The organism is Sphingopyxis jiangsuensis (assembly GCF_016734905.1).
Taxonomy (GTDB): domain Bacteria; phylum Pseudomonadota; class Alphaproteobacteria; order Sphingomonadales; family Sphingomonadaceae; genus Sphingopyxis; species Sphingopyxis jiangsuensis.
The window spans coordinates 1,216,564-1,235,255 of sequence record NZ_JAERPO010000001.1 but is presented as its reverse complement, the minus strand read 5'-3'; the positions used below and the strand labels follow the sequence as shown (position 1 = coordinate 1,235,255).

Annotated in this window: 20 protein-coding genes; 9 read left to right on the top strand and 11 right to left on the bottom strand. The window is 64.4% G+C overall.

The genetic code is table 11. The features are described 5' to 3' along the window. Positions 1-141 precede the first annotated feature (141 nt). Positions 142-840, bottom strand: coding sequence for an ABC transporter ATP-binding protein (locus JI743_RS05990; protein ID WP_201926862.1), 699 nt, complete (start codon positions 838-840; stop codon positions 142-144). Positions 841-856: 16 nt separating this feature from the next. On the opposite strand from JI743_RS05990, the gene JI743_RS05985 reads away from it, so the two are divergent. Beyond that, complete coding sequence (locus JI743_RS05985; protein WP_201926860.1) at positions 857-1,573, top strand: arylesterase; 717 nt, start codon at positions 857-859, stop codon at positions 1,571-1,573. A gap of 20 nt (positions 1,574-1,593) precedes the next feature. On the opposite strand, the gene JI743_RS05980 is transcribed toward JI743_RS05985, so the two are convergent. The 4 genes from JI743_RS05980 to JI743_RS05965 all read right to left on the bottom strand — a co-directional run bounded on the left by JI743_RS05980 (position 1,594) and on the right by JI743_RS05965 (position 4,736). Further along, positions 1,594-2,238, bottom strand: coding sequence for an MOSC domain-containing protein (locus JI743_RS05980; RefSeq protein ID WP_201926858.1), 645 nt, complete (start codon positions 2,236-2,238; stop codon positions 1,594-1,596). Between the two features lie 105 nt (positions 2,239-2,343). Then, on the bottom strand, positions 2,344-2,802 hold the full coding sequence (locus JI743_RS05975) for an outer membrane protein (protein ID WP_201926856.1): 459 nt from the start codon (positions 2,800-2,802) through the stop codon (positions 2,344-2,346). A 241-nt stretch (positions 2,803-3,043) separates the two neighbouring features. Then, positions 3,044-4,282: a dual-specificity RNA methyltransferase RlmN gene (gene rlmN, locus JI743_RS05970; RefSeq protein ID WP_201926854.1), complete on the bottom strand. Its 1,239-nt coding sequence runs from the start codon at positions 4,280-4,282 to the stop codon at positions 3,044-3,046. A 127-nt stretch (positions 4,283-4,409) separates the two neighbouring features. Next, a complete protein-coding gene (locus JI743_RS05965; RefSeq protein ID WP_227339927.1) occupies positions 4,410-4,736 on the bottom strand; it encodes a UrcA family protein in 327 nt (108 codons plus the stop codon). A 135-nt stretch (positions 4,737-4,871) separates the two neighbouring features. Between JI743_RS05965 and JI743_RS05960 the strand changes: the two genes are divergently transcribed. Continuing rightward, the gene (locus JI743_RS05960; protein WP_236659698.1) at positions 4,872-5,768 is read left to right on the top strand and encodes a LysR family transcriptional regulator; all 897 of its coding nucleotides are present in this window, start codon (positions 4,872-4,874) and stop codon (positions 5,766-5,768) included. A 10-nt stretch (positions 5,769-5,778) separates the two neighbouring features. On the opposite strand, the gene JI743_RS05955 is transcribed toward JI743_RS05960, so the two are convergent. Further along, positions 5,779-6,276: an invasion associated locus B family protein gene (locus JI743_RS05955; protein WP_201926850.1), complete on the bottom strand. Its 498-nt coding sequence runs from the start codon at positions 6,274-6,276 to the stop codon at positions 5,779-5,781. Between the two features lie 168 nt (positions 6,277-6,444). Here JI743_RS05955 and dnaN point away from each other — a divergent pair, with 168 nt between their 5' ends. After that, on the top strand, positions 6,445-7,560 hold the full coding sequence (gene dnaN / locus JI743_RS05950; protein WP_201926848.1) for a DNA polymerase III subunit beta: 1,116 nt from the start codon (positions 6,445-6,447) through the stop codon (positions 7,558-7,560). Positions 7,561-7,657: 97 nt separating this feature from the next. Here dnaN and JI743_RS05945 read toward each other — a convergent pair whose 3' ends face one another. After that, on the bottom strand, positions 7,658-8,998 hold the full coding sequence (locus JI743_RS05945; protein ID WP_201926846.1) for a PQQ-dependent sugar dehydrogenase: 1,341 nt from the start codon (positions 8,996-8,998) through the stop codon (positions 7,658-7,660). 159 nt (positions 8,999-9,157) lie between these two features. Between JI743_RS05945 and JI743_RS05940 the strand changes: the two genes are divergently transcribed. Then, positions 9,158-9,373, top strand: coding sequence for a hypothetical protein (locus JI743_RS05940; RefSeq protein ID WP_201926844.1), 216 nt, complete (start codon positions 9,158-9,160; stop codon positions 9,371-9,373). 2 nt (positions 9,374-9,375) lie between these two features. On the opposite strand, the gene argC is transcribed toward JI743_RS05940, so the two are convergent. From argC to JI743_RS05925, 3 genes are all read right to left on the bottom strand, one after another. Beyond that, complete coding sequence (gene argC, locus JI743_RS05935) at positions 9,376-10,302, bottom strand: N-acetyl-gamma-glutamyl-phosphate reductase (protein ID WP_201926842.1); 927 nt, start codon at positions 10,300-10,302, stop codon at positions 9,376-9,378. A gap of 3 nt (positions 10,303-10,305) precedes the next feature. Then, positions 10,306-11,205 (bottom strand): C40 family peptidase, encoded by a 900-nt coding sequence (locus tag JI743_RS05930; RefSeq protein ID WP_201927338.1) that lies wholly within the window; start codon positions 11,203-11,205, stop codon positions 10,306-10,308. Positions 11,206-11,324: 119 nt separating this feature from the next. Then, entirely contained in the window at positions 11,325-12,737 is a 1,413-nt protein-coding gene (locus JI743_RS05925; protein ID WP_201926840.1) for a leucyl aminopeptidase family protein, read from the bottom strand. 64 nt (positions 12,738-12,801) lie between these two features. Here JI743_RS05925 and JI743_RS05920 point away from each other — a divergent pair, with 64 nt between their 5' ends. The 3 genes from JI743_RS05920 to JI743_RS05910 are packed head-to-tail and all read left to right on the top strand — an operon-like array spanning position 12,802 to position 14,785. Next, on the top strand, positions 12,802-13,626 hold the full coding sequence (locus JI743_RS05920) for a DUF4163 domain-containing protein (RefSeq protein WP_201926839.1): 825 nt from the start codon (positions 12,802-12,804) through the stop codon (positions 13,624-13,626). Between the two features lie 17 nt (positions 13,627-13,643). After that, positions 13,644-14,579, top strand: coding sequence for an SDR family oxidoreductase (locus tag JI743_RS05915; RefSeq protein WP_201926837.1), 936 nt, complete (start codon positions 13,644-13,646; stop codon positions 14,577-14,579). 23 nt (positions 14,580-14,602) lie between these two features. Further along, positions 14,603-14,785, top strand: coding sequence for a DUF3008 family protein (locus tag JI743_RS05910; protein ID WP_201926835.1), 183 nt, complete (start codon positions 14,603-14,605; stop codon positions 14,783-14,785). Positions 14,786-14,795: 10 nt separating this feature from the next. Here the strand turns inward: JI743_RS05910 and JI743_RS05905 are convergent, their stop codons facing one another. After that, on the bottom strand, positions 14,796-16,346 hold the full coding sequence (locus JI743_RS05905; RefSeq protein ID WP_227340045.1) for a flavin-containing monooxygenase: 1,551 nt from the start codon (positions 16,344-16,346) through the stop codon (positions 14,796-14,798). A gap of 191 nt (positions 16,347-16,537) precedes the next feature. On the opposite strand from JI743_RS05905, the gene JI743_RS05900 reads away from it, so the two are divergent. Continuing rightward, the gene (locus JI743_RS05900) at positions 16,538-17,662 is read left to right on the top strand and encodes a DUF47 family protein (protein WP_201926833.1); all 1,125 of its coding nucleotides are present in this window, start codon (positions 16,538-16,540) and stop codon (positions 17,660-17,662) included. 14 nt (positions 17,663-17,676) lie between these two features. Next, positions 17,677-18,690, top strand: a complete 1,014-nt coding sequence (locus JI743_RS05895) for an inorganic phosphate transporter (protein WP_201926831.1) — start codon at positions 17,677-17,679, stop codon at positions 18,688-18,690. Positions 18,691-18,692: the final 2 nt, after the last annotated feature.

Below are 18,692 nucleotides of genomic sequence, written 5' to 3'. Positions count from 1 at the left end.
GCTTGCGGGGAGGGGGACCGTCCAAAGGACGGTGGAGGGGGGTAGCGGCCATCACCGAGGTATCAGCCCGCGAGCGCCCTCCGTCAGCGGCTCCGCCGCTGCCACCTCCCCACAAGTGGGGAGGATTTGATATTGCCTCGCTCACGCCCGTTCCTCGATCCGCCCGTCGTGCATCACGACGACGCGGTCGCAATGCTCGGCGAGTTCGGGGTCGTGCGTGATGATGAGCAAGGTCGCGCCGAGCGCGGCGCGGCGCGCGAAGATGAGTTCGATGATGCTGTGACCCGTTGCCGTGTCGAGATTGCCTGTCGGCTCATCGGCGAAGATGATCGCAGGCTCGCTCGCCATCGCGCGCGCGATGGCGACGCGCTGTTGTTCGCCGCCCGAAAGCTGCGCGGGATAATGGGTGAGGCGATGGCCAAGCCCGACCGCCACAAGCTCGGCGGCGGCGCGACCGAAGGGATCGGCGTGGCCCGCAAGCTCGAGCGGGACGGCGACATTCTCGAGCGCGGTCATTGTCGGAAGCAGGTGGAAAGCCTGCAGGACGATACCGATGCGTCCGCGCCGCGCGCGTGCGAGGTCGTCCTCGTCCATCGTGCCGAAGTCGAGCCCCGCGACCTTGATCGTCCCGCTGCCTGCGCGTTCGAGTCCGGCGAGTACCGCCATCAGCGAACTTTTGCCTGAACCGGACGGGCCGAGCAGCGCGACCGAGCTTCCTGCCGCGACTTCCAGATCGACGCCGCGCAAAATTTCGACGGGGGCCTTGTCGCTCCCCAGCGTCAGCGTCACATTGTGGGCGGCGATCGCCGGTTCGGGCGATGGTCGGGTGGCGTCGGTCAAGAAGGGGCCCTTTGGAATGAAAACGGCTGGATGGCGTTCTGCGTTGATATATGGTTGCGCGGTCGCGCTTTGCCAACCGCTCGCCGCGTGCGGCTCGGCGGACGCGCCATCGGCATCGACGAACGACAAGGCGGCGGCGCCTGCCAGGACCGCCGCCATTCCTGCCGACGCACCGCTCGTGATTGCGTTCGGCGACAGCCTTTATGCTGGATATCAGCTTGGGCCGAAGGAGGGGCTGGCGCCGCAGCTTCAGGCCGCACTTGCCGAGGATGGCGTGGTCGCGCGCGTTCAGAACGCAGGCGTATCGGGCGATACGAGCGCGGCGGGGCTTCAGCGGCTCTCTTATGTCCTCGACAATGCGAAGACCAAGCCCGCGCTCGTCGTGCTGGGGCTAGGCGGCAACGACATGCTGCGCGGCATCGGGCCGGAGCAGACGCGTGCCAATCTTGACGCGATGCTTGCCGAGCTCAAGAAGCGCAAGATTCCGGTGCTGCTCACAGGAATGATGGCGGCGCCCAATCTCGGCAGCGACTATGCGAACGCTTTCAACCCCATCTATCCCGAGCTGGCGGGTAAATATGATGTCAACTTCTACCCCTTCATTCTCGATGGGGTGATAGCCGACAAGTCACTGATGCTGGGTGATGATCTTCATCCCAATGCCAAAGGGGTGACGGTGATTGCCGAGGCATTGGCACCGTTGGTAGGAGAGGCGTTGCCCGACGGCGAATGACCGGACGGTCCCCTAACGCGTCATCCCAGCAGTTTTCCGGCGCGCGTGCGCCACGTCGTTGCCAACACATCCATGCCCGTCAGCTCGCGCAAAGCCGCGGGCTCGCGCTTGCCTCCGCCGCCAATGAGCAGGCCGAACACGCGTTCGACGGTCCATTCGGGCATCGGGCGATCAAGAAGGGCGAGTGCGTCGCCCGCCGCGACCGCCCCTTCCTCGATCACGCGGTAGTACCAGCCGCTGCGCCGCGTCTTGACAACCGTCGCCGGAACGCTCGCGATACCGAAGCGGTGGCCGAGTTTCCAGCACGGCTGGCGTCCCTGGCTGATTTCGACGAGCGCACTGCCGAGCCGGAAGCGGTCGCCGACGCAGACTTCGGCCTCGACAAGGCCGATTGTCGAGACATTTTCGCCGAACGCGCCCGCGTTGACGAGCAACGCGTGGCCGCCGAACATCTCGTCCCAGAAGGAATAATGATCGCGCGGGTAGTGATGGATAGCCTTGTCGGGGCCGCCATGGACGGTCAGGTCGGCTTGCTCGTCGCCTTCGATACCGAGCAATCCGACTTTGCGTGGGCCGTCCACCAGGGTTTTGGCGATGGCGCTCTTTTCGGTCCCGCGAAAGGCGCGCGCCTTTCCGGTGAGTAGGGCGTCAATGCGATGCTCCATGAAGACTCCTTCGGCGGACCGATGCAACGCCAACGGCGGCGAGGCAAATGAAAAGGGGCGGCCCGTAAAGGCCGCCCCTTCCCGTTTCAATCGCTGTTCCGAAAATCAGAAAGCGAAGCCAACGCCCGCGGTGATCGTGTCGAAGTCACCGAAGTTGCCGATGAACTGGTGGCGATATTCCACCTTGCCATAGACGTTCGAGCCGAACTTGTGCTGATAGCCTGCACCGACATAGGGATCGTCGATGTCGCTGAAGGTGTAACCGGCGGTGGCAAAGAGCTTGCCGTTCGAGCCGATCTTGGCACCAACGCGGCCACCGGCCGAGAACTGGACGTCGGCGCCGTCGATGAGCACCTTGTCACCCGCGACTTCGGCGCCGGCGAACGCGGTGCTGCCGAGGTCGAAGTCATAGCCGGCGGCAAGGCCGAGCGTGCCTTCGTCGATCCCGTTACCGGTGATCAGGCCGCCGCGAACTTCGACACGGCCTTCACCGCCGGGGGCGGCGAGTGCGGGGGTGGCGACAACGGCAGAGAGGAGAGCTGCTGCAACTGCGAATTTTTTCATCGTCTTATATCCTTCATTATGATTCGAGCCCGCCCTTTTGGGTCGCGGCCCGGCGCCCTAAATGGCGATTGCGGCTGTCGCTTCAATGAACGGATCGTTCAGACTATGACAATTTTCTTACCTGTGTTATTTTTACAACACGGTATAGAATTGTTCATGCGGCGTTCAGGCGGAAAACGGGCGTTTTCCGGGTCGCGGCACATTGGGAAAATGGTGGAACGGGCGCGGAAGACGCGCGTAATCAGCCCAGCGCGGCCTGCTTTTCTTCAGCGATGCGGTCGAGTTCGGCGCGCGTCGGCTTGGTCGCGGCGCTCTTGAGCTGGCCGCACGCGGCCATGATATCGCGACCGCGCGGGGTGCGGATCGGGGCCGAGATCCCCGCCTCGAAAATCAGGTTGCTGAACGCGCGCACGCGCTCGGGCGACGAGCATTCATAGGGCGCGCCGGGCCACGGGTTGAAAGGAATCAGATTGACCTTTGCGGGCAGCCGATACTGCTTGATCAACCGCACCAATTCGCGCGCGTCGGCATCGCTGTCGTTCTTGTCCTTCAGCATCACATATTCGAACGTGATGCGCCGCGCATTATTGGCACCTGGATAGGCGGCGCAGGCTTCGAGCAGTTGTTCGATGCCGTATTTTCGGTTGAGCGGGACGATCTCGTCGCGCACTTCCTTGTTCACCGCGTGAAGCGAAACGGCGAGGTTGACGCCAATCTCTTCGCCAGCGCGCGCCATCATCGGAACGACGCCGCTCGTCGACAGGGTGATGCGCCGCTTCGACAGCGCAAGGCCGTCGCCGTCCATCACGATCTTGAGCGCGCCCTTGACCTCGTCGAAATTATAGAGCGGCTCGCCCATGCCCATCATCACGATGTTGGTGAGCATGCGGCCGTCGGCGGTGTAATGGCCCGCGTCGTCGTCCTCGTCTTCGATATCCGCGCTCGATGCCATCGTCCCCTTCGGCCATTCACCGAGCGCGTCGCGCGCGAGCAGCACTTGCCCGACGATCTCGCCCGCGGACAGATTACGCACGAGGCGCATCGTGCCGGTGTGGCAGAAGCGGCAGTTCAGGGTACAGCCGACCTGGCTCGACACGCAGAGCGTTCCGCGGTCGGCGTCGGGGATGAACACCATTTCATATTCCTGGCCGTCGGCGGCGGCGAGCAGCCACTTGCGGGTGCCGTCGTTCGACACCTGCGCGGTGACAACCGTGGGGCGCCCGACGATGAATCGCTCGGTCAGCCAGGGACGCATCGCCTTGGCGATGTCGGTCATCGCGTCGAAATCGGTGACGCCGCGATGATAGATCCAGTGCCAGATCTGCTTCGCGCGAAGCTTCGCAGCCTTGGCGTCGAGCCCGGCCTCTTCGAGCGCCGCACGTACGCCGTCGCGCGTCAACCCGACAAGGTCGATGCGGTTACCGCCGCGCAGCGGGACGGTGCCCGTCGTCACGGGGTCGATATGGCCGGGAATCTGCATGATATGCGCGCATATAGGCACGAACGCCCGGTTGCGCAATCATGGCGGATGAAGGGCGCAAAAAGACCCGCGCGTCGTCCGACGCGCGGGAGTAGAGGAGTCCGTAAAGGCCTGGACGGAATGTCTGTTATTGCGCGGCCGTAAGGAGGATCGGCTGGCTCCCGCGCGCGGCCGCGACGAGTTCGTCGGCCTGGGCCGAAGCGACTTGAGCCGTCTCGCGGCGGCATTTGCGAACTTCATTCTTGCCTTCGAGGTCGAATTCATGCGCGGTTCCGCACACATCGGCGGCGGCGCGCCAGATCCGGTGCTTGAGCCGGTCCTGTCCCGACTTGGTCGCCAGATCGAGGTCGCTATGGTGGATAAAGGCCGTCCGCTGGGTGGAAGCGGGTTCGGCATAGGCAGGCACGCCCAGCTGGATGGTAACCAGGGCGGCGAGGATCAGATGCTTTTTCATCATATGTCTCCATCGGCCGGCTGTTTAGGGAGGGGAGGAAGCCGGTGGAGCCAATTTAGGCAATCGTCGCGCGCGCCGGGAGCAACGATGTTGCGCGATCATTCTGCGAAATTGCAGAACCGCGCGAGTGGGCGTATGAGCCGGCGCACCATGTACGACTGGAACGACCTCAAATCCTTTCTCGCCGTGGCGGAAACGGGCAGCACGCTCGCCGCGGCGCAGGCGCTGCGCGTCAGCCAGACGACGGTCGCGCGGCGAATCGCGGCGCTGGAGGAGGCGACGGGGCTCGCCCTGTTCGAGCGACGGCAGGCGGGATATGCGCTGACCCCGGTTGGGGAAGCGATGCTGGGTCACGCGGCGGCGGTGCGCGATGCCGCCGAGCGCTTTGATCAGGCCGCTGGCGCAAGGTCGCGCGATACGGCAGGGACGGTAAGTCTTACCACGATGGAAATGATCGCGGTCACGATTCTGCCTCCGATCCTCCGCGCGCTCCGCACCGCGCATCCCGAAATCCACTTGCAGGTCGACTCGGCAGACGAAACGCGCGATCTCGCTGCGGGCGCGGCCGACATCGCAATCCGCAGCAGCAAGCAACCGTCGGGGGGAGGACTGGTCGGTCGCCGCGTCGCCGATAATCCCTGGACGCTCTATTGCAGCCGCGAATATGCGGAACTCCACGGCAAACCCCAGCGCCGGGACGACCTTGTCTTGCACCCCTTCATCGGGGGTGGGGGTAACGTCTGGGGACCCTATAAGGCGTGGTTGCAACGGCACGGTCTCGAGGATTCGGTCGTCATGCAATATGACAGCGCCGCGGGGCTGTTGTCCGGTGTCCGATCGGGGATGGGGCTTGCAATCCTTCCCAGCTTTCTGGCGGACAGTGACCCCGAACTCGTGCGCTGCATACCGCCGCGAAAGGACGACACCACCGGCCTCTGGCTGCTCGTCCACGAAAGGCTGCGCCACGTCCCGCGCGTTCGCACGGTGCTCGATTTCCTCGCGCTCGAACTGAAGCGCGTGGCGCGCGGTTAGCGCGAACCCGCTATCGAAGCTTCGCGCAGCCAAGTGCAGCGGCGTCGATCGCGGTCGCTGCGCCGCGCAGGCGGTACCGGTCCGAAATCGCACCCCCACTCGCCGCGCGGCTTTCGACACGCATGGTCTGCGCCGAACGCATGGCGGCGATGATCGCGGCGTCCATCCGGGCATCGCTCGCCCAACCGTGGGCGCCGTTGCCGGCGAGGATGAAGCGGCGGCTGCCGACGGTCAGACGCAATTCGCTGCCGTCAAGGCGCGGTTTCGACAGGCGGATATAGAATTGCCCGCGGATACGCGACCGCGGCCAATATCCGATGCTCGCAAAGGGCTTTTCCTGCGCGCGACCGATCGAAGCCGACGGCTCGGCAATCGCAAAGCAGCGCGGCGTCCTCGCCTCGCGAAAGGCGCCCCAATCCTCGAAAATGCCGAGCGCCGTGCGCGGCGCCGCGAGCGCCGCGGCGGGCAGGAGGACCAGAATGAGAGAAAAGAAGGCCGCGCGCCGCATCGCGCCTTCGTTCGCGCGAATGGCGCTGCAATGCAAGCTTGGCTTGCGCGGCGCGTTGCGTTCGTTAAGGAAGGTGGACATTTTTCGGCGAACGGGATTCGGGGCATGCTGGCCCGCGCCGCCGAATTTCCCAGGGCAATCCTGACAGACACAGGGATGATGGATTAGATGAAAGCGACGATCGAACGTGCGGTGCTGCTCAAGAGCCTCGGCCATGTCCAGTCGGTGGTCGAGCGGCGCAATACCATCCCCATCCTGTCGAACGTCCTGATCGAAGCCGACGCGTCGGGCAGCCTGAAGCTGATGGCGACTGACCTCGACCTGCAGGTCGTCGAAACCATCGCGGCCAAGGTTGAAACGCCGGGCACGACAACCGTGTCGGCGCACACGCTTTTCGAGATCGCGCGCAAGCTGCCCGAGGGGGCCGAGGTCAGCCTCGCTGCCGCCGAGGGCAAGATGCAGGTCAAGGCCGGCCGCTCCAACTTCAACCTGCCGACGCTGCCGCGCGACGACTTTCCGGTGATCGCCGAGGGTGACCTGCCGACGAGCTTTGAGCTGCCCGTCGCCGAGCTCATCCAGATTATCGACAAGACGCGTTTTGCCATCTCGACCGAGGAAACGCGCTATTATCTGAACGGCATCTTCTTCCATGTCGCCGAGGATGCGACGGGTCCTGTGCTCAAGGCCGCGGCGACCGACGGCCACCGCCTCGCGCGTTACACGGTGACGCGCCCCGAAGGCGCGAGCGGCATGCCCGACGTCATTGTACCCCGCAAATGCATCGGCGAAATCCGCAAGCTGCTCGACGAGGCCGAGGGCAATGTCGAGATCAGCCTGTCGGCGACCAAGATCCGCTTTACGCTGGGCCATGCGGTGCTGACGTCGAAGCTGATCGACGGCACCTTCCCCGACTACAGCCGCGTCATCCCGACGGCGAATGACAAGCTGCTGAAGGTCGATCCCAAGAGCCTGTTCCAGGGCGTCGACCGCGTGTCGACGATTGCGAGCGAAAAGACGCGCGCGGTGAAGGTCGGGCTCGACAAGGACCGCATCACGCTCAGCGTGACCAGCCCCGAAAACGGCACCGCGGCCGAAGAACTCGCCGCAGGCTATGACAGCGACGCGATGGAGATCGGCTTCAACGCCCGCTATCTCAGCGACATTTTGGGCCAGGTCGACGGCGACAGCGTCGAGCTCCACCTCGCCGACGCCAACGCCCCGACCTTGATCCGCGAAAGCGAGAAAAGCCCGGCGCTTTACGTGCTGATGCCGATGCGGGTCTAAAGACCTTCGCCCCCGCGAAGGCGGGGTTGCCATCGTTTTAGGCCGAGGGTGGGAGCAAGGCTGCCAGTGGTCCCCGCCTGTGCGGGGACGATGCCTTTTAGCCTCCCTTCGCAACCCGCCAGATAACCCCACCGGTATCGTCGGCGATCAGCGCGCTGCCGTCCTTTGCAACCTTGACGTCGGCGGGGCGCCCGCGCGTAGTCTTTGTATCCGGGGCAAGGAATCCGTCGAGCAGGGTGACCGGCAGCGCATCGACCGGCTTGCGGTTCGCGCCGAACTTGACGAACACAACGTCATAGCCTGCCACAGGATCGCGATTCCATGATCCATGCCGTGCGACGAGGGCGCCGTTCGCCCAGCGCTCGCCAAGGTCGAGGCCGTCGGTGAATGTCATGCCGAGCGGTGCAGTGTGTGCGCCCAGCCCATATTCGGGGCGCTTCACATATTGGCGGCGATCCTCCGCCTCGGGCGGGACGCGCGGGTCGATGAAGCCACCCCAATAATACCAGGGCCAGCCGTAGAAATCGCCTTCGGCTACGTCGGTCAGATAGTCGGGGACAAGGTCGCTGCCGATCATGTCGCGCTCGTTGACCACGGTCCACAGCCGGTCGGTGCCGGGATAAAAGGCAAGCCCGACAGGGTTGCGAATGCCCGCGGCATAGGTACGCATATATTTCTGTTCCGGGCGCACTTCGAGCACGCTCGCGCGGCGGAACTCGCGGTTCATCCCCGCCTCGCCGATATTCGAATCGGCGCCGACACCGATGTAAAGCCAGCCGTTCGGCGCCGCGGCGAGGCTCTTGGTCCAGTGGCGGTTGGTGCCCTTGGCGGGGAGGTCGACGATTTTTTCGGGCTTGGCGCTCATTGCAGTCTCGCCTTCGACATAGGGAAAGGCGAGCAGGGCGTCGGTGTTGGCGACGTAAAGCGTTTCGCCGACCAGCGCCATGCCATAGGGCGAGTTGAGCCCGGTGATATAGGGGGTCTTCACTTCGGCCTTGCCGTCGCCATCGGCGTCGCGGAGCAGGGTGATGCGGTTGGCCGAGACGCCGCCTGCGCCCGCCTTGCTCATCAGCCGGCCCATCACCATGCCTTCGATGCCCGACGTGTCGCGCGGCGGGCTCTGTGCTTCGGCGACGAGCACATCGCCATTGGGCAGGACCAGGATCGTGCGCGGATGGTCGAGCCCTTCGGCAAAGCGGCCAACGGTCAATCCCTGCGCGGCGCGCGGCGCCTCGCCGGCGGGCCAGCTTGTCGCCTCTGGCACGTTGATCGTCGGGAAAGTCTCGGTGCGTTGCGACGCCATCACGGGGACGCGGCCACTGAGTTCGGCGGTTGAGAAACGCGCGATGTCGGGGCGCGACATGACGTAAAGCGTGACACCTCCGGCGATCAGCAGCACCAAAAGGCCGAGGGCGACATATTTCAGGATCTTGCGCATGGTCTTTTCCTACACGCGCGCGGCGCGGCGGCAAAGGGGCGAAACGCAGCCCAAGTCTGGTCCCGAAATATGCTTACCCATTTGTTCATCACGGTTGGGAACGGCGCAGTCAGGGGCGCGGGGGTAGGTAGGTCGGCGATCGAGAGGGCCGGGAACGATATGCAATTGCAAGCGCCATATTTGACCGACCGCGGTGCGGTCGACGAAGCCGACGCGCTCATCCGCGAACATGGCGATGAAGCCGGCTTTGCCGCCGCGGCGCGCGCGGAGCAGTTCCGCGTCCTTGGGAACCACATCCACTTTGCGCGCTGGCGCCAGATCGAACGGTTGATTACCTATCTGTCGATCGACACCGCGCTCGACACGGTTCACTGAGGTCAGAGTCGCAGGCTCGCGGTCTCGGGCAATCCTGCCATGATATTGAGGTTCTGGACGCACGCTCCGCTTGCGCCCTTGCCGAGGTTGTCGAGCCGCGCAACGAGCCGCGCCTGGCTGCCGTCACCATTGCCGAACACGAACAGTTCGATTTGGTCGCCACCCTCCTCGGAGCCGCGCAGCAGCATTTCGCCACTGGCAGGTGCCTCGCCCATCGTGACGATCGCGCTGCCCGCATAAAATTCGGCCAGAGCGGCGCGCAGCGCATCAGGGTTGGCAGCGCGCGGCATAGCGGCGAGCGGCAGTGGGATTTCGACGACCATGCCGCGATGCGCAGGAATCACCGCAGGGGTGAACAAGGGCGCGACCGACAGGCCGCAATGCGCCTGCATCTCCGGCACATGCTTGTGGCCGAGCGTCAGCGCATAGCCGCGCCATGCAATGTCGCGGTCCTGCTCGAAGCGTTCGATGAGCGCCTTGCCGCCGCCCGAATAGCCGCTGACTGCGTTGCAACTATAGGGCCAGTCGGCGGGGAGCAGTCCCGCGCGCACGAGCGGCGCGAGCAGCGCGATGAATCCGGTCGAATAGCAGCCGGGATTGCTGACGCGCGCGGCAGCCGCAACCGCATCATGGCCGCTGACTTCGGGAAAGCCATAGGTCCAGCCGGGCGCGACGCGGTGTGCGGTCGAGGCATCGATGACGCGCGTTCGTTCGTTAGCGATCATCGCGACCGCTTCGCGCGCCGCATCGTCGGGGAGGCACAGGATGACAAAATCGGCGTCGTTGAGCGCCTCGCGGCGCGCATCGGCGTCCTTGCGCCGCGCTTCGTCGAGCGCGATCAGCGAAAATTCGCTCCGCCCCGCCAGTCGTTCGGCGATTTCGAGCCCCGTGGTACCGGCAGCGCCGTCGATGAAGATCGACTGTGTCATGCGTCAGCGCGGCCGCTTGTAGCCGAGCACGGCGGGGTCATTCCCTTCGGCGGCCGAGCGCGCGACAAGGTCGGCGAGCGGTTCGGCGCGCACTTCGTTCCAGTGCTGGCTGGCGTGGACGATGGTCCCCCCGTCGGCCACGATCCCGACATGGCCGGGGAAGAAGACAAGGTCGCCGCGCGCCAGATCGCCCGGCGCCACATCCTTGTCGGGGCCGAGCGCATCGAGCTGCAGGTCGCTGTCGCGCGGCAGCTGTACGCCTGCCGCATGCCAGGCGAGCTGGACCAGTCCCGAACAGTCGATACCTTTCGCCGTGCGTCCGCCCCAAAGATAGGGCGTGCCGATCAGATCCTCTGCAACCGCCACGGGGTCGCTGTCGGTTTCGTCGACCTCGGCAAGCGCCGCCAAGGGAAAATATCCGTGCGAGGTGGCGAGCCACTCGCCCTGCGCCTCTCCCATCACCAGCGCGCCGCGCGGGACGATCGCCGAGCCGCCGCTCGCGGCATCGGGCGCGCTGTGGACGATCGATTCGCGCGCAATAACGCGGTGGGTCGGGGCAATCGGTGCGGCGAGCGCGTCGGCGGCGATATAGCCGACATAATGGTCGGCGAGGCTGTAACCCCACGCCCAGCCGCCGGTGATGTCGAGAAGCGCAAATCCTTCGCCGAACAGCAATTCGCTTGTCTGTTCGGCGTCGGTCGCCGGGGAAGCGCGCATCGCCGCGGCCGGCAGCGCGCCGCTCCGCATCATCGGCGCGGCATAATGGGGCGCGAAATAGCGGCCTGCGACCGCGATATCGGCGAGGTCGGGCCGGATCGCAACGATGCGCGGATCAAAGGACTGCGAAACGCCGGTCAGGCCAAAGCGATCGCGGCCGGCGCCAGCGACACCGGGCCGCCCCATCCGTACCCGCGAAGAGACCTGATTATCGCCGCTTTCTCCAGTCACCTATTGTCCTGTCACTATCCGAATAGCCGCCGCTGGCGGAATCGCGCGGCATTAGCCCAGCCGGACGAAGTTTATCAAGCCGCTTCCCGTTTGCCGCGCCGGTCGTAGCGTGACTGCAGCATCGCCCATGCCGCGCGCAGCCCGAGCGCCGCGCCGCCCTTTGGCCGGCCGGGCTTTGCCGTCGGTCGCCAGGCGAAGGTGTCGAAATGCGCCCAAGTGGTCTTGTCGGGAATGAAGCGTTGGAGGAAGAGTGCCGCGGTGATCGACCCCGCAAAGGGCGAACTGCCCGCGTTGCCAAGGTCGGCGATGTCGGTTTCGAGCAACTCGGCATAACCGTCCCACAGTGGCATGCGCCACAGCGGATCGTCGCGCTCGGTCCCGCTCGTGAGCAGGTCGTCAGCCAGCGTGTCGTCATTGGCGTAAAGGGCGGGAAGGTCGGGGCCGAGCGCAACGCGTGCTGCGCCGGTCAAAGTCGCGAAATCGACGATCAACTCGGGCTTGCTCTCGCCCGCGCGCGCGAGTGCGTCGCCGAGGACGAGGCGCCCTTCGGCGTCGGTATTGCCGATCTCGACCGTCAGCCCCTTGCGGCTTTTGAGCACGTCGCCGGGGCGAAAGGCGTCGGACGAAATCGCATTCTCGGCCGCCGCGACGAGGCAATGGAGCCGGACGGGAAGGCCGCTCGCCATCACCAGTTCGGCGAGCGCGAGGACGTGCGCGGCGCCGCCCATGTCCTTTTTCATCAGTCGCATCCCCGAAGCGGGCTTGATGTCGAGCCCGCCGCTGTCGAAGCTGATCCCCTTGCCGACCAGCGCAACCCGAGGATGCTGATCCTTGCCCCAGTCGATCTCGATGAGGCGCGGCGCATGATGCTTGGCCGCCGCGCGCCCGACCGCGTGAATCATCGGATAGCCCTGTTCGAGCGCCTCGCCCTTGGTGACGGTCAGCTTGCCGCCGTGCGCCTTGGCGATCCGTTCGGCAGTCTTTTCGAGTGTCGCGGGTCCCATATCGGCGGCGGGGGTGTTGACGAGATCGCGCACCAGCGCGACCGCGCGCACCTCGGCGACCATCGGCGCGATCGCGCCGACGTCGGTGGTAAGCAGGGTGCGCGGCCCGCGAGTCTCGCTCTTTGATTTGTAGTTATCAAATCGATACTGGCCGCTCATCCAGCCGAACATTGCCTTGCCTGGCTGGCGCCCCTCAAGCCGATAACGTCCTTCGGGGAGGACGGTGCCGAGCTTCGAAATGCACCAGGCCGACAGGCTGTCGACATCGGCGACTGCCGTAACCACCGACCAGCTTTCAGGCACGTCGCCGGGCAAGATGGCATGGGCGTAACCGTCGGGCTTGTAGTTTGCGGCCTCAAGCGCCGCGCGTTCGCGCGCGCTGCGCCCCTTGAGCCAGTTGTCATAGCTCTTCTTGTCGACGAGGTGGATGATGCGGGCGTCCTGCCCCTTGTCGGGTTGCACGAGGTCGGAATAGTCGGTCATCCGCTTTTGCTAGGCGCGGCGGGAAACTTTGTCGATTCCCGGCGTTGAGGGAGGAATGAGAATCGTGACGAACCTTAAAGTACCCGCGGCGCTGCTGGCCGCATCGCTTGTCATCGCCGCGTGCAGCGAAAAGGCGTCGCCCCTTGCCGAAGAGGTCGAGGCCGTGTCGGTGCCCGGGGCGCCCCCCGAGGGTGCCGAAGAGCTTGTCGCGCGCGGCGCGCAAGCGTCCGACGAGCGGCAGTCGGACGAACTCGTCGAATTTGCCTATGCCTATCCGGTCGAGGCAGCACGAATTGCCAAGCTCGCCGCGTGGCTCGACAATGACCGCGAGACAAAACGCGAGGCGCTGATCGCGGCAGCGAGGCGTGACCGCACCGCGGCTGAAAAGGGTGGCTTTCCCTATCGTCAGCACAGTCACCTGCAGAAATGGGAGCGGGTGACGGATACGCCGCGTTTCCTCAGCCTCTCCTCCGAAATCGCCACTTATACTGGGGGCGCGCACGGCATGTTGAGTTTCGATTCGCTGATCTGGGATCGCACGCGCGCCCGGTTGCTGCGCCCGATGGATCTTTTCACGAGTTCCGACGCATTCGACCGCGCGGCGAAGGACGATCTGTGCGCGCGGCTGAACAAGGCCAAAGAGCGCAAAGGTATCGAATGGGATCGCTCGGCGGACGGCCCCTTTGGCGAATGCCCGGTCCCGTCGGCGCAGACGGTGTGGATTGGCTCGTCGGACGGCAAGCATCTCGACCGGCTGACCATCGCCATCGCGCCCTATGAGGTCGGGCCATGGGCCGAGGGCAGCTATCGCGTCAACCTCCCCATGTCGCGGGCCATAGTCGATGCGGTGAAGCCCGAATTTGCCCGCGAATTTCTCCCCCTCAACTGACCGGAAAGGACTTTCTCATGGCGAAGCGACCGAAGGCCGGAAAGGTCGGCGAGACGCCGGCGGAAAAGAAAGGCAAGAAGCGCACCGCCGCCAAGCTCGAACAGGAAGTCGGCAAGTCGCAATCGATCGCCGATCCGCCGAGCGATCGCGAGACCGACCTCGACCGCGCGCCAAAATGGGAGCCGCGCTATCCGGGATCAGGACGCCTCCACGGCAAGGTGGCGATCGTCACGGGTGGCGACAGCGGGATCGGCCGCGCCGTGTGCGCGCTTTTTGCGCGCGAAGGCGCCGCTGTCTCCATCGTCTATCACGAGAATCGCGAGGACGCCGAACGGACGGCGCAGATTGTCACCGATGAGGGGAGCCGTGCGGTGGTGATCAAGGCGGATGTCGGGAGGCCCGCGGCTTGCGAGAAGGTCATTGCCAAAACCGTCGGGCGCCTCGGCCGCCTCGACATCCTCGTCAACAATGCCGGCGAGCAGCATCCGGCCGCCGATATCCGCGACATTTCGGCCGAGCAGCTTCGCCGCACCTTTGAGACGAATATCTTTGGCATGTTCTATCTTGTGCAGGCTGCGCTGCCGCATCTCGGCAAAGGCGCGGCGATCGTCAATTGTACGAGCGTGACGATGTACAAGGGGTCGGCGGGCCTGCTCGATTATAGCGCCACAAAGGGCGCGATCACCGCTTTCACGCGCTCGCTCAGCGAAAATCTGGTCGACAAGGGCATTCGGGTGAACGCCGTCGCGCCGGGGCCGATCTGGACGCCGCTCAACCCGCGCGGTGGCGCGCCCGTGTCGAAGGTGGAGGAATTCGGCGAATCGACGCCAATGAAGCGGCCAGGCGAGCCGAATGAGGTCGCGCCCGCCTTTCTGTTCCTCGCTTGCGACGACAGCAGCTATATGTCGGGTCAGGTGTTGCATCCCAATGGCGGGATGATCGTTAACGGATAGCGGGGGCAGACAGGAGAATTGTCATGCCAGCCAAATCCAAAGCCCAGCAAAAGGCCGCCGGCGCGGCGCTCAGCGCCAAGCGTGGCGATACGCCCAAGTCCGAGCTGAAAGGTGCATCGAAGGACATGTACGACAGCATGAGCGAAAGCCAGCTCGAGGATTTCGCCAAGGGTTCGCGCGAGGGCAAACCCGAGCACGTCGATTAGGCGGAGCGCGCTATTCGGCGGCCTCGAGCGCGGGGGCCGTCGCCGCGCTCTTCGCATGTCCGAAGGCCAGCACGCCGTCGTCGACCGGGCCGCTCCGCATATAAGCGCGGTCGTGGACATAATCCTGGTTGAGCCGCCACGGCAGCGCATCGGCATTTTTGGGCATGATGTGCAGCGACCGCTGGATATAGCCCGACGAGAAATCAAAGATATTCTCCTCGGTCAGGCTGGCGGGGTCTTCGAGTGCGGGCGTCGCCACCTCGGTCCCCGTCGCGCGCATGTGGTTGAGCACGCGGCACACATATTCGGCGACGATGTCGGCGCGCAGCGTCCACGACGCGTTGAGATATCCGAACACCGCAGCGAAATTGGGGACGTTCGAGAACATGCACGCCTTGTAATAGAAATGCTCGCTCCATTCGATCCGCTCGCCGTCGACATGGACGGGAATCTTCCCTGCAACAGCCAGCTTGAGCCCCGTTGCGGTGACGATGATATCGGCGTCGAGGTGGCGGCCCGACTTGAGCAGGATGCCGCTTTCGTCGAAGCGCTCGATATGATCGGTGACCACCGATGCCTTGTCGGCCTTCATTGCTTCAAAGAAGTCAGCGTCGGGGACGAGGCAAAGCCGCTGATCCCACGGATTATAGGGCGGGGTGAAGGCCTCTTCGTCATAGCGGTCGCCGAGCGCCGCCTTGAGCTTGCCGGTCAGGAAATCCTTGACCTTTTCGGGCTTCGTCCGCGCGCGGCGAAAGCCAATGTCCTGCAGCTTCACATTTTTAAAGCGCGTGATCCTGTACGCGACCTTCTCGGGCAGGATCTTGCGCAGGAAATTGGCGAGTGCGTCCTTTGCGGGGCGGATGAAATACCATGTCGGGGTGCGCTGGAGCATCGTCACATGCTCCGCTCCCTTGCCCTCGCTGTTGTCGGCGATGGCCGGGACGATGGTCACGGCGGTGGCGCCCGATCCGATCACCACCACCTTCTTGCCCGCATAGTCGAGGTTCTCGGGCCAGAATTGCGGATGGACAATCTGTCCCTTGAACGCCTCGCGCCCCGTGAAATTGGCGTCGAAGGGCTCGTCATAGTCATAATAGCCCGACCCGAGATAGAGCCATCGCGCCGTCGTCGTCGACTTTGCACCGGCGTCGTCCTCCATCGTCACGGTCCAGCGCGCCGTCGCGCTGTCCCAGTCGGCGCCGATGACTTTGCGGTTGAAACGGATGCGTTCGCGGATGCCGCGTTCGTCGACGATGCGGTTGAGATAGTCGAGGATCGCCGGGCCGTCGGCAATCGATTTCTCATGCTTCCACGGTTCGAAAACAAAGCCGAGCGTGTGCATGTCGCTGTCCGAGCGGATGCCGGGGTAGCGGAACAAATCCCAAGTCCCGCCCAGATTGGCGCGACGTTCGACGAGGCCGAAACTGCGGTCGGGGCAGCGCATTTGCAGATGTGCCGCCATGCCGATGCCCGAAATCCCGGCGCCGACGATCAGCACATCCTGATCGACCGGCGCAGCTTGCGTGCCTGCAGGGCGGTTCATCGTCGCCGTGGCTGCCATCATCGCATCTCCCATCTGCTTTGGCCCCAGCTTACGCACCGCGTTGCATTTTGCAATCGAATTGACGTTTACGGAAAGTGCAGGTTGTCAGGGCCACCATTGCCGCTGTCACATTATTGTCATAAGAGCGACATCGTTTTGCAACGATACGATCCTCGCTGTCGTTCAAGATCATGAAAAGACGAATTTAATTGCGCCAGATCGCTGTCCTTCCCTATCGATTCGGTGGCCCCGCGCAGGATGGCGCGACCGAAATCCTGCTCATCACCTCGCGCGAGACCAAGCGTTGGGTGATCCCGAAAGGCAATCCGCTGACCGGGATGGAACGCCACGCCGCCGCGGCGATCGAGGCGGAGGAAGAGGCTGGCGTTTTGGGCGCGGTATGCCCGACTTCGATCGGCAGCTATGAATATCGCAAACGGCGCGGGAACGGCGCGTCGATCATGTACAATGTCGAGGTTTTTCCGCTCGCGGTAACGCGCGAACTGTCCGAATGGAAGGAAATGGACGAGCGCGACAGGCGCTGGTTCTCGTTCCGCGACGCGGCCGCGGCCGTCGATGAGCCCGACCTGCAGGCGATGATCCGTTCGTTCGGCGACGGGGGCTTTCGCGCCGCCGCGCAGCCGCGCGGGGTCGTCCATAATGTAGCCGAAAAAACAGGGGTCAACCGGATGTTCGCATGGTTCCAGCGGCTGTTGCCGCGGCAGGGCAATTTCTTCGAGCTGTTCGAAAGTCACGCCGCGACGCTGGTCGCCGGAGCGAACGCCTTGTCACGGATGTTGCAGGGCGGCGAGGGCATGGCCGATCATGTGCGAGAGATTATCGAGCGCGAACATGACGCCGATGCGATCACGCGCGAAGTGCTGCAGACGGTGCGCCGCACCTTTCTGACGCCATTCGATCGCAGCGCGATCACCGACCTCATCGCGTCGATGGACGATGCGATCGACGAAATGCAGAAAACCGCCGGGGCGGTCGACCTCTACGACGTCACCGAATTCGAACCCGAAATGCGCGACATCGCCGGGATCATCGTCGATGCTGCCCGCCTGACCGCCGAGGCGCTGCCGCTGCTGCGAAATATTTCGGCCAATGGCCCGCGCCTGCACGAGTTGACCGAACGCCTTGTCCGGATGGAAGGCCATGCCGACGAAATCCATGCTGCGGGTCTGAAACGCCTGTTCAAGGAGCATGGCCAGTCGAATGGCGTTCGCTTTGTCATCGGGCGCGAACTCTATCGGCACCTCGAGCGCGTTACCGACAGTTTCGAGGATGTCGCGAACGAAATCGACGGCCTCGTCATTGACCACGCGTAGCGCACGCGGCTGACATGCACGAACTCGCGTTTCACCTTCTGGTCGGGCTGGTCATCCTTGCGCTGGCTTTCGACTTTCTGAATGGTTTGCATGACGCTGCGAACAGCATCGCGACGGTCGTCGCGACACGCTTGCTCCGGCCGGTGCAGGCTGTGATCTTTGCCGCCTTCTTCAATTTCGCCGCCTATTTCCTCAGCCTCGCCTTTCCGGCGCTCCACAAGGTCGCCGAAACCATCGGATCCGGGCTGATCGACAAGGATCTGGTGACCCCGGCGGTCGTGTTCGGCGCGCTCGTCGGGGCGATGTTCTGGAACGTCGTGACTTGGCTCAAGGGCATCCCCTCCTCGTCGAGTCACGCGCTCGTCGGCGGCATCGTCGGCGCGGGCGTGGCGCACGCGGGGTTCGAGGGCATCCAGTGGACCGGGCTCAACAAGACCGTCGTCGCGATCTTTCTGTCACCGATGCTGGGCATGCTGCTGGCGATGCTCGTGATGCTGGCGAGCAGTTGGGCGCTCCGCCGCGCCACAGCGAAATTTGCCGAAAAATCCTTTCGCTATCTCCACCTTTTCTCCTCCGCAGCCTATTCGCTCAGCCACGGACTCAACGACGCGCAAAAGACGATGGGGATCATTGCGGTCCTCCTCTATTCGACCGGCTATCTCAGCGGTGAATTTCACGTTCCGCATTGGGTGGCGTTCAGTTGCTATGTCGCCATCGCTTTGGGTACGCTGTCCGGCGGCTGGAGGATTATCGAGACGATGGGCGGCCGGATCACCAAGCTGTCGCACCATCAGGGCTTCGCCGCCTCGACCGGCGGATCGATCATGGTGTTCACCGCCAGCCTGCTCGGCATCCCGGTATCGACGACGCACACGATCACGGGCAGCATCATCGGCGCGGGCGTCGCGCGCCGCGCGAGCGCGGTGCGCTGGGGCGTTGCGGGTAACGTCATCGCAGCCTGGTTCATTACGATCCCGGCGAGCGGTTTGGTGGCGGCGCTTTTCTACGCGCTGACGCGGCTTTTCTGATC